The organism is Alicyclobacillus acidocaldarius subsp. acidocaldarius Tc-4-1, assembly GCF_000219875.1.
Classification (GTDB): domain Bacteria; phylum Bacillota; class Bacilli; order Alicyclobacillales; family Alicyclobacillaceae; genus Alicyclobacillus; species Alicyclobacillus acidocaldarius_A.
This window is the reverse complement of sequence record NC_017167.1, coordinates 1,424,426-1,438,232: the sequence shown is the minus strand read 5'-3', so window position 1 is coordinate 1,438,232 and position 13,807 is coordinate 1,424,426. Positions and strand designations below refer to the sequence as shown.

13 protein-coding genes are annotated in these 13,807 nt (G+C 62.9%); 1 reads left to right on the top strand and 12 read right to left on the bottom strand.

The window, feature by feature from the left end; genetic code table 11:
- Positions 1–12 precede the first annotated feature (12 nt).
- The 9 genes from glnA to TC41_RS06715 form a co-directional block, all read right to left on the bottom strand.
- Positions 13–1,350 (bottom strand): type I glutamate--ammonia ligase, encoded by a 1,338-nt coding sequence (glnA, locus tag TC41_RS06755; protein WP_012810891.1) that lies wholly within the window; start codon positions 1,348–1,350, stop codon positions 13–15.
- 22 nt (positions 1,351–1,372) lie between these two features.
- Complete coding sequence (locus TC41_RS06750; RefSeq protein WP_014464269.1) at positions 1,373–1,759, bottom strand: MerR family transcriptional regulator; 387 nt, start codon at positions 1,757–1,759, stop codon at positions 1,373–1,375.
- Between the two features lie 67 nt (positions 1,760–1,826).
- Entirely contained in the window at positions 1,827–3,095 is a 1,269-nt protein-coding gene (locus tag TC41_RS06745) for a methionine gamma-lyase family protein (protein ID WP_014464268.1), read from the bottom strand.
- Positions 3,096–3,097: 2 nt separating this feature from the next.
- Positions 3,098–4,195, bottom strand: a complete 1,098-nt coding sequence (hflX, locus tag TC41_RS06740; RefSeq protein WP_014464267.1) for a GTPase HflX — start codon at positions 4,193–4,195, stop codon at positions 3,098–3,100.
- A complete protein-coding gene (locus tag TC41_RS06735; RefSeq protein ID WP_041695136.1) occupies positions 4,185–4,403 on the bottom strand; it encodes a hypothetical protein in 219 nt (72 codons plus the stop codon). The genes hflX and TC41_RS06735 overlap by 11 nt, the downstream gene beginning before the upstream one ends.
- On the bottom strand, positions 4,385–5,011 hold the full coding sequence (locus tag TC41_RS06730; protein WP_014464266.1) for a hypothetical protein: 627 nt from the start codon (positions 5,009–5,011) through the stop codon (positions 4,385–4,387). Before TC41_RS06730 ends, TC41_RS06735 begins: the two co-directional genes overlap by 19 nt.
- Entirely contained in the window at positions 4,992–5,606 is a 615-nt protein-coding gene (locus tag TC41_RS06725; RefSeq protein ID WP_041695135.1) for a GTPase, read from the bottom strand. The genes TC41_RS06730 and TC41_RS06725 overlap by 20 nt, the downstream gene beginning before the upstream one ends.
- Positions 5,603–6,592 carry an AAA family ATPase gene (locus tag TC41_RS06720; RefSeq protein WP_014464264.1) on the bottom strand — a complete coding sequence of 330 codons (990 nt, stop codon included), beginning with the start codon at positions 6,590–6,592 and terminating at the stop codon, positions 5,603–5,605. Before TC41_RS06720 ends, TC41_RS06725 begins: the two co-directional genes overlap by 4 nt.
- A 146-nt stretch (positions 6,593–6,738) precedes the next feature.
- A complete protein-coding gene (locus TC41_RS06715; protein ID WP_014464263.1) occupies positions 6,739–8,235 on the bottom strand; it encodes a hypothetical protein in 1,497 nt (498 codons plus the stop codon).
- A gap of 222 nt (positions 8,236–8,457) precedes the next feature.
- Here TC41_RS06715 and TC41_RS06710 point away from each other — a divergent pair, with 222 nt between their 5' ends.
- The gene (locus TC41_RS06710; protein WP_041695744.1) at positions 8,458–10,038 is read left to right on the top strand and encodes a putative polysaccharide biosynthesis protein; all 1,581 of its coding nucleotides are present in this window, start codon (positions 8,458–8,460) and stop codon (positions 10,036–10,038) included.
- 7 nt (positions 10,039–10,045) lie between these two features.
- On the opposite strand, the gene galE is transcribed toward TC41_RS06710, so the two are convergent.
- From galE to TC41_RS06695, 3 genes are all read right to left on the bottom strand, one after another.
- The gene (gene galE / locus TC41_RS06705; protein ID WP_014464260.1) at positions 10,046–11,059 is read right to left on the bottom strand and encodes a UDP-glucose 4-epimerase GalE; all 1,014 of its coding nucleotides are present in this window, start codon (positions 11,057–11,059) and stop codon (positions 10,046–10,048) included.
- Positions 11,060–11,138: 79 nt separating this feature from the next.
- On the bottom strand, positions 11,139–12,638 hold the full coding sequence (locus tag TC41_RS06700) for a spore germination protein (RefSeq protein ID WP_014464259.1): 1,500 nt from the start codon (positions 12,636–12,638) through the stop codon (positions 11,139–11,141).
- A gap of 62 nt (positions 12,639–12,700) precedes the next feature.
- On the bottom strand, positions 12,701–13,807 hold the full coding sequence (locus TC41_RS06695) for a GerAB/ArcD/ProY family transporter (protein WP_014464258.1): 1,107 nt from the start codon (positions 13,805–13,807) through the stop codon (positions 12,701–12,703).

Below are 13,807 nucleotides of genomic sequence, written 5' to 3'. Positions count from 1 at the left end.
CCCCTTACGTGATCAGTAAATGGTGAAGTACTGCTCCCGCTCCCACTCCGTCACCTGCGTGCGGAACATGTTCCACTCGATGCGCTTCGCTTCGATGAAGTGAAGCAGGACGTGATCGCCGAGCGCTTCCATAATCACCTGGTCCCGGATCAAGGCGTCCAGTGCCTCGTTGAGGTTAGACGGCAGGCTTCGAATGCCCGCCTCCTCCTTTTCTGCTTCGGTCATCATGTAGATGTTCCGGTTCACCGGCGGCGGAGGCTCCAACTCGCGCTCGATGCCGTCGAGCCCGGCGGCGAGCAGCGACGCGATGGCAAGGTACGGGTTGCAGCTTGGATCAGGGCTGCGGACTTCGACCCTGGTCGACATGCCGCGCGCAGCCGGGACGCGGACCAGCGGCGACCGGTTCTTTCCACTCCACGCAATGTAGCTCGGCGCCTCATAGCCCGGCACGAGGCGCTTATAGGAATTCACGAGCGGATTGCAGATGGCCGTGAACGCCCGGGCGTGCTCCAAAAGCCCAGCGACAAAGTGGAGCGCCGTCTCGCTGAGCCCCATCTCGCCTTCCGGATCGTAGAACGCGTTCTGGCCGTCCCGGAACAGCGACAGGTGGGTGTGCATGCCCGAGCCGTTGATGCCGTACAGCGGCTTGGGCATGAAGGTGGCGTGCAGCCCGTGCTCGCGCGCGACCGTCTTGACGACCAGCCGGAAGGTCGTGAGGTTGTCCGCCGCCTCCACCGCTTCCGCGTAGCGAAAATCGATCTCGTGCTGCCCCGGGGCGACTTCGTGGTGCGAGGCCTCAATTTCAAATCCCATTTGCTCCAGGGCGAGCACGATATCGCGGCGGCAGTTTTCGCCGAGATCGACCGGTGCCCAGTCGAAGTAACCCCCTTCATCGTTCAAATCCAACGTAGGTTTTCCATTTTCGTCGAGCTTGAAGAGGAAAAACTCCGGTTCCGGGCCGACGTTGAACGCCGAAAACCCCATGGCCCTGGCCTTCTCGCAGACGCGTTTGAGCACCGACCGCGGATCGCCGGCAAACGGCGTGCCGTCCGGAAGGTTCACATCGCAGATCAACCGCGCCACCTTCCCCTGCGGCGTGTCCCATGGGAAGACCAGCCAAGTCGACCGATCCGGCGCCAGGTACATGTCCGACTCCTCAATGCGGACAAACCCTTGAATCGACGATCCGTCAAACATGATGCGGTTGTCCAGCGCCTTCGGCAGTTGATCCACCGGGATCTCCACGTTTTTCACAATCCCGAGCAAGTCGGTAAACTGCAGGCGCACATACCGCACGTCATTCGCTTCGGCCAGTTTCAATATTTCTTCTTTTGTGTATTCTTTCCGCATACGATCCTCCCTCGCGGCTCGTTCAGCGGTGGCGGTAGAACCGAGACAGGTCTCCTTGAAACTCTCCCGTTTGCCGCCGCTCCATCAGCTCGCGCTCCAGCCACTGATACACTTCGGAATCGGGCACATCCCTTGTCGCCACCGGACGACTCGATCTCGGCCGCCTGTCCTTTTCGAGCAGGTTGCGCTTGACGCTCGCGATATTGTGACCCTCGTCGAGCAATTGCCTGATCTGCATCAGCCGCTCCACGTCGGCAAACGAGAACTGCCGTTGATTTCCAGGCGTGCGCGCCGGCTGGATCAACCCGTGCTCTTCATAGTAACGGATTTGCCGTGCGCTCAGCCCCGTCAGCTTTTGCACCGTGCCTATTGAAAATAAGGGCATATTCCTGCGCTCTTCCAAATCCACGGCGCGCCCCTCCCTGTGCGACCTGTTGAAACTTATCGTAACATGGAGGGCGCGCCACGACAATCACTCACGTGATATTCTTTGACGCAAGCGGCGCGATGGCGGCCACCACCCGGCGCACCGCCAGCACGGCGTGCTCATAGGTCAGTCCACCCTGCACATACGCCACGTACGGCGGCCGCAATGGCGCGTCGGCGGTCAATTCGAGGGAGGCTCCTTGAATAAACGTCCCTGCAGCCATCACCACGGGATCCGCGTACCCCGCCATGGGCGCCGGTTCCGGGCGCACGTGCGAATCGACGGGCGCGACCGACTGGATGGTCCGGCAGAAGGCGAGCAGGCGATCGGGCGTGCCGAGTTCGACCGACAGGATGAGATCCGTTCGGTCTGCCTCCGGCGCCGGAGACACGCGAAAGCCAAGGCCTTGGAGCGCAGCCGCCATGAGCCGCGAGCCTTTCACAGCCTGAAGCACCGCGTGCGGCGCGAGAAACAGCGCCTGGAACATGGTCAGAAGATAGGGGCCCGTCGGGCCGTACTCGGCCGCCGTGCCCGGCGCCACAAGCCGCGCGGCGACGCGCTCCACGATGTCCCGACGGCCCACGACGTAGCCGCCCGTCGGACACAGCCCCGCGCCCGGGTTCTTGATGAGCGAGCCCATCGCGACATCCGCGCCCACGTGACATGGCTCGCGATCCTCCACGAACTCGCCGTAGCAGTTGTCCACCGCGATCCACACGTCTGGGCGAGCCTCTTTCACCGCCGAGAACGCCGCCTCCAGTTCCGCGATGGAAAACGACCGCCGATCGCCGTATCCGCGCGATCGCTGAAACAGCACCATCCGCACGGCGGGTGCGCGCACCGCCCGCTCGATGGCCGCAAGGTCCATGCCCCCGTCCTCCCCGAGCTCCGCCAGCTCGACTTCCACGCCGAGTTCCGCAAGCGAGCCAGCCGCGGGTCGGAGCCCGAGCGCCGCGTGAAGCGTGTCATACGGCACGCCGGTGGCGACCACTAGGCGATCTCCCGGCCGCAAGCAGCCAAACAGCGCGAGGGCGATGGCGTGCGTGCCTGAGACAATCTGCGGGCGCACTAACGCCGCCTCAGCCCCAAACACGTCTGCGTAGATGGCCTCCAGCTTCTCCCGCCCCACGTCGCCGAGGCCGTACCCCGTGGAACCGGCGAGATCCAGCTGCGCCACCTCGTGGCGCCAAAACGCCTCGAGCACGCGCTCCTGATTCGCCAGCGCAATCGCCTCCGACCGGCGCTGATAAGGCTCGATTTGCCGCTCACACGATTCCACGTACGCGCGGATGTCATCCAGCTTCGCTTCCACAACCATCTTCAATCCGCCTTCTCCTTCGCTTGAGGCAGCCTCGCTTCCACCGCCTGATAGAGCGGTTCGAGATCCCCCGCCACCGCGCTTCCATACACCGTCTGTAGCGCCTCGAGATCCGGCGGCGGCTGCCAGGCCGCGAGATCCATCTTGTTGTAGAACGTGATGATGGGCTTGTCCAGCGCGCGCAAGTCCGCGAGCACCTGCCGCGTGGCCCGAAGATGCCGATCCGGCACCCGGGACGCGTCCACCACGAGGACAATCACGTCCGCGTACGTCACCTCTTCGAGCGTCGAACGGAACGCCTCCACCAAGTGGTGCGGCAGATGTTCCACGAACCCCACCGTGTCCGTGACCACGTAAGGCTCGCCGCCTGGCGCAAACACGCGCCGCGCCGTCACGTCGAGCGTGTCAAACAGCCGATCCCGCCCGAAGGCTTCCGCGACACGCCCGCGGTCCGCGACCCACCTCGCGCGCACGGTCGTCTTGCCGGCGTTCGTGTAGCCCACAAGCGCCACCACCGCGCTGTCGCGGACCCGCCGCTGACGAAGCCTCGAGCGGTGGGCGGAGAGATCGGCGAGATCGCGCTCCAGTTTGGCAATGCGCGCCCGAATCCGCCGTCGGTCAAGTTCGAGCTTTGTCTCGCCCGGCCCCCGCGTGCCAATGCCACCGCCGAGCCGAGACCATTCCGCTCCGCGCCCGGAAAGCCGGGGCAACAGGTACTTGAGTTGGGCGATCTCGACCTGAAGCTTGCCCTCCCGGCTCACGGCCCTGCGCGCGAAGATGTCGAGAATGAGCACGGTGCGATCGACCACGCGCCGATGAACGGCATCCTCTAAGTTGCGGGCCTGCGTGGGCCTCAGTTCGCCATCCGCCACCACGAGGTCCGCATTCGTCGACTCGACCAGGAGGCCTAAAGCCTCGACCTTTCCTTGCCCCAGGTACCACCGAGGGTCCGGCGCTCGGCGCCGCTGAACGATGGTTCCCACCACCTGAGCTCCGGCCGCCTCGCAGAGCCCCGTCAATTCCTCCGCGCGGTACGCCACGTCGTCTGGCGCTTCGTCAGCCCGCTGCCAAATCAGGAGTACGGCTTTCTCAGCTTCCACAGCGCTCGCGTTCTGCCTCCTCGCCCGCTAGTCCTTCGCTATCATCGCAGATTGGGCAGCGCGCATCAAGCTGATAGCGCATGCGCAAAAGAAGTGGCGCCTCGGCGCGACCCACCTGTCGGCCTGCTTTAAATCCCGCGCGCCTCCCTGCGTGATACACCAAGGCGACGAGGAGGAGCACAAGCCCCATCACGAGAGACGCGACCATGGCCCTTCCCTCCTGTCTTCAGGCACCAGTTTGGCCGTCGTCGTTTCGGAGACAACGGTGACCGCCGCCAAGGCGACGAGTCCGACGAGGCTCCACATCACCTCAGAAAAGATGGCGACGGCCATCGCGCCGAGAATCGTGAGTAGCACCTCCACGAGGCCAAAGCGAATCACCGCGTTCCATTGGCCCGTCTCTGCATCGCGAAACCGATCGACGAGATCATCCAGCCAGTCCACGGCGAGCATGAAGGACGCTGACCAAAGTGCGCCGCGCCAGCCCACGATGAGCGCACATAGGCCGAGGGCGATGAGACATTCCGCCCACGCCGGCAGATGGGACGGCAATCGTTCGAACGGCCGCGCGAACATCCCAACCGCATACGCGCCCAGAAACGCGGCAATGGCCGGCGCCTGGGCGAGCGCGACGGCACACGCCATGACGACCATCGCATACGGGAGAGCCGCGCGGCCGAAGCGCGCGGCAAGCGTGCGCTGCCCCTGACACAGGTCGTAATCCACGTCCAGCACGTCGTCCATCCACTTGACGGCGAGGCCCGTCAGGAGCAGCGCGCCAAACAGGCGGGCGAGATCAAGCCAACTTCCATACATACCGCTTCACCTCGTCGAAGCCCGCGCCCGTTTTGGCGGACGTCGCAATCACCCGCGCGTCGCGCAGGCGCTCCCGCAGCCACGCCACGCCTCGTTCAGCCAACGGCAGATCGATCTTGCTCGCGAGGACGAGATAAAACGCCTTGGTTCGTCCGATGGCCACCAATTGTTCGTCGAGCGCGTGAAATGGTGTTTCGCGGGCCTCGAGCGCGCGGCCGACGTCCGCCGCGTCCACCACGTGCAGCACCGCCTTTGCCGAGATCAGCGCGCGCAGCGTCTGGCCCATCGCGCGGCGGACCCTCTCGTCCCGGGCGTGACCCTCCGCCAGGCCAGCGCTGTCGACGATGTCGACCGAACGGGACACTTTCCCCCTCGCCACTGGAATGGTGAGCGTCTGGAGCGCCGTCGTCGAGTGGGGCTCCCCAGACGTGAGCCAGCGCTCGGCCTCGCGGATGGGCAGCCTGCGCTTCTCTCGTACCCCGTCGGTCCGCTCGACCATCCAAACCAAGTCTTCGACCCCAAGGGCACGTGCCAGGCGAAGACACGCGGAGGTCTTTCCTGCATTGGCCCGGCCGACTACGACGACGTCGCTCATCCCGCCTCATCTCCTTGCCAGTCCCGCGCCTCAATGAGCATGAGCGCGTCCCGTTTCGGCCTCGATTCTTCAAAGAGGCGCACGGCCTGCCTTCGAATGGCCCGCTCCACCAAGTTGCGAACGTATCTCGCGTTCGAGAACGGCTCGAGCCGAGGTTGGCGTAGCGCATTCTGGAGCAGGTTGCGAAGTGCCCACTCGGCCTCGGCGGTCATGCGGTAGTCTCTCGTAGCGAGGGTCTTTGTCGCGATCTGCACGAGCTGATCCACGCCGTAATCGGGAAAACGGATCTGGATGGGGAACCGGCTCGGCAGGCCCGGGTTCGTGCTCAGAAACCAGCGCATCTCGCGCTCGTAGCCGGCCAGGATCACGATGAGCTCGTGCTTGTGATCTTCCATCGCCTTCACCAGGCAGTCGATGGCCTCGCGGCCAAAGTCCTTCTCGCCCCCGCGTGCGAGCGAGTACGCCTCGTCGATGAACAGCACCCCGCCGAGCGCCTTTTGGATCTGCTCCCTCGTCTTCTGCGCCGTGTGGCCGATGTACTCGCCCACGAGGTCCGCGCGCTCCACCTCCACCAGATGCCCCTTCTCCAGCAGGCCGCACTCGTGAAACATGCGCGCGAGGATGCGCGCCACCGTGGTCTTGCCGGTGCCGGGGTTCCCGTAGAAAATCATGTGAAGCACCGTCGCATCGGCCTTGAGCCGATGCTCCTTACGCAACCGCTGCACGTATACGAGCGCGAAGATCTCGCGCACCACCCGTTTGACCTCGTCGAGCCCGACGAGATCGTCGAGTTCGCGCAGAAGCTCATGCATGCGCCGCTTGTCGATCGGCGGCGCGACCGAGCTCATTGAGTCGTCGACGCCCGAAATCCTCGCGAGCGCATCGTTCAGATCGATATGCCCTCGCTCGTACAGGTCGATCACGCCCGCGGCTTTCCGGGTGTCCACCGCTCGCGTGGTTCTGCGCCCCGTGTTTTGTGGAGTCATTCGCGTGTCACCCCTCACTTGGCCGGCAGCGCCGACCCACGCCACAAGGTATGCGCCGGTAGGCGCATGGGTGATCGCCCATGCCAAACGCATGAAGAAAGGCCGTCCCCGCGAAGAGCGGGGATACGGCCTCCATGGAGCTTCGTTTAATAAACGCCTGGGGCGGTCTCCACGTAATTGGTGGTGTCGACAGGCCACCACTTGATGCCGATGCTCGGCGCCACACCGTCTGAGCGGTTTTCTTGAACCAAATCGGCCGGAATGGGCGTGTTGCGAATTTCGATGACCGTCTCCGCAGGATTTGAGGTGTAAAAGGTCAGACCGCGAACGTCGTCGACCGTTGGCACATATGCGCCAAACACGGGATCGAGAATGGCCAGGATGTGAATGTACGCCTTTCCCTTCTCATAGGTCACGCGGTAGGACACGTACTGTTGAACCACGTTGTAGTTGAGCAGGCGGCTCGTCCGGGTCACGAGAATCTTCCCCTCGTAATACTGCTGCGCCAGACGCCGGAGCGCCTGCACCGCGGATTGCGGCAACACGCCCGGATAAGTCGTTCCGCAGAGGTGCTGCGCCACAATGGCGTAATCGTGATGAATCTCAATTTCCTCCAGGTGTGCAGGAGACAACTGCTCATCGAGCCCAAACGGCGTCCAGTTCCACTCCGGATCTCCTTTGGCGTTAAATCCCTCGGACGTATAGCGCCAGAATCCCCACACCTCCCGACCATCCGGCAGCCGGAGCGGATAGATCATCGAACTCATGCCGAACTGGTCGCTCGCGCCGTCCGGCCACACGAACCGAATGCCATACGGGATAGTGATGTCAGTGTGATAATATTTCGACCACGGATTGGCGCCCTGTTGATAGTCATAGAATGGGCTTCGCCCGTAGTCGCCGAAGTTGTCCACATTCGACTTGTTGCCGTGGTCCGTCCATACGGTGAGAACATCCCCGTCCGCTTTCAGCGCGTCAATCGCCTGAATGGCGAGCTTGCGGGAAAACAACGTCTCATTCTGGTTCCGCTCGCTGAAGTCGCCAAAGGTGTGCATGGTGTCGATCCAGCCGACGTGGATGTAATGATTCAGGATGGCTGCGGCGTAAGGCTGATTCGACACGCCCTTAAACCAACTCAGTTCGTCCGACATCGGCTCGTGGTCGATGTCCACGTAGCCGGGCAGGTTGTCTCCGTTGTACATGAAGAACGAGTCCGCGAAGTCGAGCCCGAGCCCCTTGCCGAGCGGCGTCATCTGCGTGGTATTGATGAACTCGTGAATCAGATTGAACTTTCGCAAGGTTTCGCTGTCCGCATCGGACGAAATCGCGAGCATCGCGTCGTACGGGTACGGGAATTTCCGCATCCCGTACACTTTCGGAGGCACGTGCGTATTGACCACGGCATACGGCTGGCTCTCCGCTGCTGCCGGGTTGCCCGACTGGCCGCCAGGCGTCAACGTTCCGTTGCTTTCCTCGGCGGGCGTCGACGTTGCCGTAGAAGGCGTCTGGACCTCGTTGGTCAGCGCCCGCACCGCCACATCGGCGGCGCCCTTCGCCTCAGGCCCGCCCGCTGCACCACATCCTGTGACACCCACTGCCGCGAGCCAAATCGCGGCAGACATCGTCGCCATCTTGGCTTTCATCTTCCGCTTCCCCCGTATCTCTTGTCCTCTGGGCAAGGTACGGAGCCCGGAAGGGATGCCCGTACACCGCCCTCTTCGGGTACGAGGGTAGCGCGCCGAGTTCAAACGCACTTCAAGCGATTGGTGGAACTGAACCTGCCTTCCGCCGATCCTCGAAATTCGAGGTCTTTGTCCAGACGATGTGACATACCCTTTCGGTGACGGAGATGTGGGGTGGAAACGATGACCAGAAGCCGACAGTCGTTCTTGCACGGTGCGGCCGTGCTCGCCTTTGCCGGCATCGTCACCCGCGCGATGGCACTCGCCGTTCAGATGGTCATGGCCCGAACCATGGGAGTTCAAGGCTTCGGCCTGTTCCAAACCATCAGTCCCCCGTACCTCCTGCTCGTCACCCTGGCCACCTTTGGACTCCCACCCGCGGTCTCCAAGGTGATCGCAGAAAATCTCGCCGTTGGAGACGTCGCGCGCGCGCGCAAGGCGTGGATCACGGCGAACGCGTGGAGCGCCGCTTCCGGCTTGGCCATGGTGTGCCTCGCGTTTGCACTGTCGCCCCACCTGCATCGGTTCATGGACCCTCGAGCCATCCCCGCCTTCTTCGTGATGGTCTTCCGCATCCCTATTGTGTGCCTTTCCTCGGTGCTGAGCGGCTTTTACATGGGGATTCAAAATCAGACGCCGCCTGCGCTCGCGTGGATCGTAGAGACCACGGTGCGCGCCGCGGCGTCGGTGCCGCTCATGATCTGGATGAGCCCTTGGGGCGTCCGGTACGGCGCTCTCGCGCTTGTCATCGGCGGGGGCATGGGCGAACTCGCGGGCTATCTCACCATGCTCGCCACCTACGCGCTTCGCCATCGCCGCCTGCTCGTGACCGTTCAGCCAATGGCGCGGCCTGCCCGCGGCGTCGTTCGCGATCTCGCCCAAGTCGCCGTGCCAACGATGCTGTCCAATGTCTTAGGCGTCATCGCGTTCGCGGCGGAGCCCACGGTCATGTACCAGGCGTTTCTAGAAGCGGGGGTGTCGCGGCGCGAAGCCACCGCGATGTACGGCGCTTTCGGCATGGCCATGGAACTCCTGTTCATGCCGACCGTGTTGTCCGGCGCCATCTCCTCCGTCATCGTGCCAGCCATCTCCGAAGCCAAAGCGCTCCACGATGACCGGCTCGTCGCGCGCCGCATCGCCCAATCCATCCACGCCGCCATGTTCGTCGCGCTGTTTTCCGCTGCGCTGTTCATCGCCTCCGGCGAGGACGCCGCGACCGCGCTGTATCGAAATCCGACGGCTGGCCAGTTGCTCGCATATCTCGCGCCCTCGTGCCTGTTCTTTTACCTCAGTGATCCGCTCTTCGCCGTCCTCCAGGGACTAAACCGAGCGTTCGTCTCGACGGTCATCACGTTTCTGTCCAGCGCCATTCGCCTGGCGTGCATCTACGAGTTCGTCGCCGTGGGACATCAAGGGATCCGCGGACTTGCCTCGGCCGTGGCCACGAGCGGCATCGTCGCCGCGGTGCTCGGCATGCTCGCCGTGAGGCGGTATCACAAGCTCGACCTCGATCTCCGGATGAGCGTCAAGATGGCCACAGCCGCCGCCATCGCGTGGCTTCCCATGGGCGCTGTGCAGCATCATGCGGCGCTACAGGCCGCTTGGTTCCAGTTTGCGCTCTGCACCCTCGCCGGCATGATCACATACGTGCTCGCCGCGATGTACCTCGGGCTTGCCACCGTCGGCGACATTGCGCGGATCCCCGTGGTGGGTGAACCGCTGGCGCGCGCCTTGAGCCGATTGCCGTTTCTCGGCGCGCGCTGACGCGGGTTCAGGCCGGATCGTAACCGTTTGGATTTTGCGACTGCCAGCGCCAGGTATCCCGGCACATCGCGTCGAGATCCTGCGTGGCCCTCCAACCGAGCTCGCGCTCTGCTTTGGACGGATCGGCGTAGCTCACCGCTGCATCGCCGGGGCGCCTTGGGCCGATGCGATATGGGATGTTCCTCCCGCTTGCGCGTTCAAAGGCCTGAATGACCTCGAGTACACTGGAACCTTTTCCAGTCCCAAGATTGAAGGCCTCTGCACCCGTGTGCGACAACACCCAGTCGAGTGCGCGCACGTGCCCGGACGCTAAGTCCATCACGTGAATGTAGTCGCGCACGCCCGTGCCGTCGGGCGTCGGATAGTCTCCGCCAAACACAACGACCTCCGGCCGCTTGCCCACAGCCACTTGGGCCACGTAGGGGACCAGGTTATTCGGAATGCCCTGCGGATCTTCGCCGATCCGCCCGGAAGGATGAGCCCCGACAGGGTTGAAATAGCGCAGAAGTGCCGCGCCAAAGCCCTCGGTTGCCGCGGCGACGTCGCGCAAGATTTGCTCGATCATCGCCTTCGTCTGCCCATACGGGTTCACCGGAGCGATGGGCATGTCTTCCTTCAAGGGCATGTCATTTGAAGCGCCATAGACCGTTGCGGACGAGCTGAACACGATCTTGTTCACGCCGTGTTGCAGCATGGATTCGAGCAGATTCAGCGTGCTGCCGAGATTGTTTCGGTAGTAGCGAAGGGGCTGCGCCACCGACTCCCCGACGGCCTTCAGTCCGGCGAAGTGAATGACGGCTTGAAACGCATAGGCGCGAAAGACCTCCTCGAGCGCCTGGGCGTCGAGCATGTCCACCGAGTGCACGGGAAACGACTTGCCGGTGATCTCGGCGACGCGCCGCAGCGCCTCGGGCTTGGAATTCGCAAAATTGTCGATGGCGACGATGTCATAACCGGACTCGACGAGCGCCACACAGGTGTGCGAGCCGATGTATCCGGCCGCGCCAGTCACCAAAATCATGGCATCACCCCCAGCGAAGTAGGACCACGACCACTATACCAAAAAGGCTGCGGATCGCCATCCCGCCTCGCCCTCGCAGTCAACGGGCGCGCCGCCGATTGCGGAGAATCGTCGGCACGCCGCCCAAATCGCTCGACGGCCAGCGAATGAGAACGTCCCGCATCCCGTCCCTCCACGTGAACGGAAGGAGTGGCCACAAATAGGGCTTGCCGAAGGACTTGGTGGTCAGAAGCAGGAGGAACCAGGACGCCGTGCTCAGCAGGAAACCGCCCCAATTGAGCGCCGCGGTCCAGAGCATGATCCAAATGCGCGCCATCTGGTTGGCGGACGCCAGCTCGAAGGACGAGGTCGCGTACTGCGCCAGCATCACGAAGCCCATGTAGACCAGCACCTCAGGCTGAAGCAGTTGGATCTGCGTGGCAAACTGGCCAAACAGCAAGGCGGACACAATGCCGATGGCATTCGAAAGCGTGACGGGCACGTTCAGGACCGCGAGCCGAAGCACGTCGAGCGCAAACTCCGCCAACAGCAGTTGCGCCCAGAGCGGGAGCGGATCGTTCCGACTCGCCATGAAGAACTTCGCCCAGGAAGGAAGGAACCCTGGGTGCTGATTCGCGAGCATGAAGATGCCCGGCAGAAACACGCTCATCAAGACCGAGATGACAATGATCCAGCGCAGATACGTGCCCACAAGCGGAAACGAATGGTATTCCTGCGGATGCTGAATGTGTTGAAAGAAGGTCGTAGGCGCGATGATCACCTCGGCCGTGGCGTCCACGACGATCACGACGTGTCCCTCGATGAGCGCCGTGGCCGCAACGTCCGGCCGTTCCGTGTAGCGGACGATGGGATACGGATTCCACTTCACCTTGCCGATGAGATCGACCAACTGCTGCTCGCCCATCATCATGCCGCCCGTCTTGACGCTGCGGAGAAGTTCGCGAATGGCTGACACCGTCTCCTCATCGGCCACGTCCTTCAGGTACATGAGACTGACGTCGGTCTGGCCGCGGTCGCCCACCTGATACAGCTCGTTGCGAAGGCGAGGATCGCGCAGCCGGCGCCGGATGAGCGTCGTGTTCATCAGCATAGTCTCGGTGAATCCGTCGTGATTCCCGCGAACCACGCGCTCGATCATCGGCGGTTCGATCCCGCGCATCGGATACACGCGGGTGTCGACGACGAGCACCTTGTCGTACCCGTCGATGAACGTCACAAGCGGCCCGGAGAGGATGAAGCGGACCGCGTCCGACATCTGATCGATCACCTGGACCTGCACGAAGTCGATGTGCGTATTCAGGTAGAAGACCAGCTCCTCGATGTCGTAGGCCTGACCCTCGTGTTCGCGCTCAAACGCCTCGACGTTTCGGTGAAAGCTGTCGAGCACGAGGACGACGTTCATCGTGAGAAAGAAGCCGTTCGTCACATACGACATCATGTTCAGGCGACCGTACCGGAAGGGCTTGGCCATGATGTCCCACGTGGTGCCGATACCGAGGAGCTGGTTAATATAATTGACGTTGTGCTCCAGTGTTCGGCTGATGGGCTGGCTCACCAGGGGCTCGGCCGACTGTCGCATGGTATCTCCTCCGTCTCTTGATGTACATGTCCCATCCTATCCATGCCTTGGATTTCGCGTTTTTATGTGCTTCGGAACCCGCCCGGGCGTTTGGTTCTGACCATCTGCGCAGCGCGAAGGGCATACAGCGCGCCGGGAAGGAGGACGACGGTCACAAGGAAATAGCTCGGGACATCCCGGAGGATGAAGTTTGTAACATCAAACACATTTCGAAACAGATAATTGGACAGCGACCACCCCAGAAGGGCGAGGGGGACGGGGATCCACGTCCGCTCGGGCGATCCGCTCATGTCCTTCACCGCCTCGCCCACGGCGAGTTGAAAGGCTGCGAGCTTCAGGACGAGCGTGATGGACACGCCCATGACGTACAGCGTGTCGAGGCGCTCGACGAACTTGCCTTGTCGGATGGCTCGAACGAGTTCGAGGACCGGGTAGTTCAAATAGCTGGCAGGTTCGCCGAGGACGCCCACGGTGAGCGTCACGAGAACCGACAGCACGAAGGCACTAATGGCTCCCGCAACGAGGATGTCCCACGGCAGCGTGCGAGGCGAGCGGAGCACTGGAACCCACTGCAGCGCGATGGCAAACTCCAGGCCGTAGGCAAATGCAGGCACGACAGCTGCGCGCCAGGCGGCGCCGGCGGGATCGCCGAGGAGCGGTCGAAAGGACGACGTGTCAAACAACCGAGCCGCGAGAAGGAACAAGACCGGGGAGACGACGGCGGCAAGCGGCAGGATGAACTCGTTCACGCGCGCCACCACTTCGATGCCGAGGTACGCCAGGTACATGGATACCGCAAACGCGATGGCACTCAGAAGAAAATCCGGCGTGTTCGGCAAGATGGAGATGCCGATGAAGGCGCTCATCTCGCGGCCGATGGTGGCCATCGTGACAAAGCCGTACGCGAGATACCAGATCCCGTAGGCGCGGCCAAGCGTGGGACCGAGCACGTCGATGGCGGCCTGGGTGAGGGTTCGCCCGGGAAACAGGCGCACGTGTGCCAGCGAAAGGACCGCGCATATCACGGCGCCCAGGAGCAATCCAAAGCCTGAAATCCATGCGTCGCGGAGCGTGAATTGAGCGATGGTACCGGGCATGGTGACGATGCCCGTCCCCAGCACAGTCCAGATGAGCATGAGGATGAGTTGATAGCGTGAGATCTGAATCAC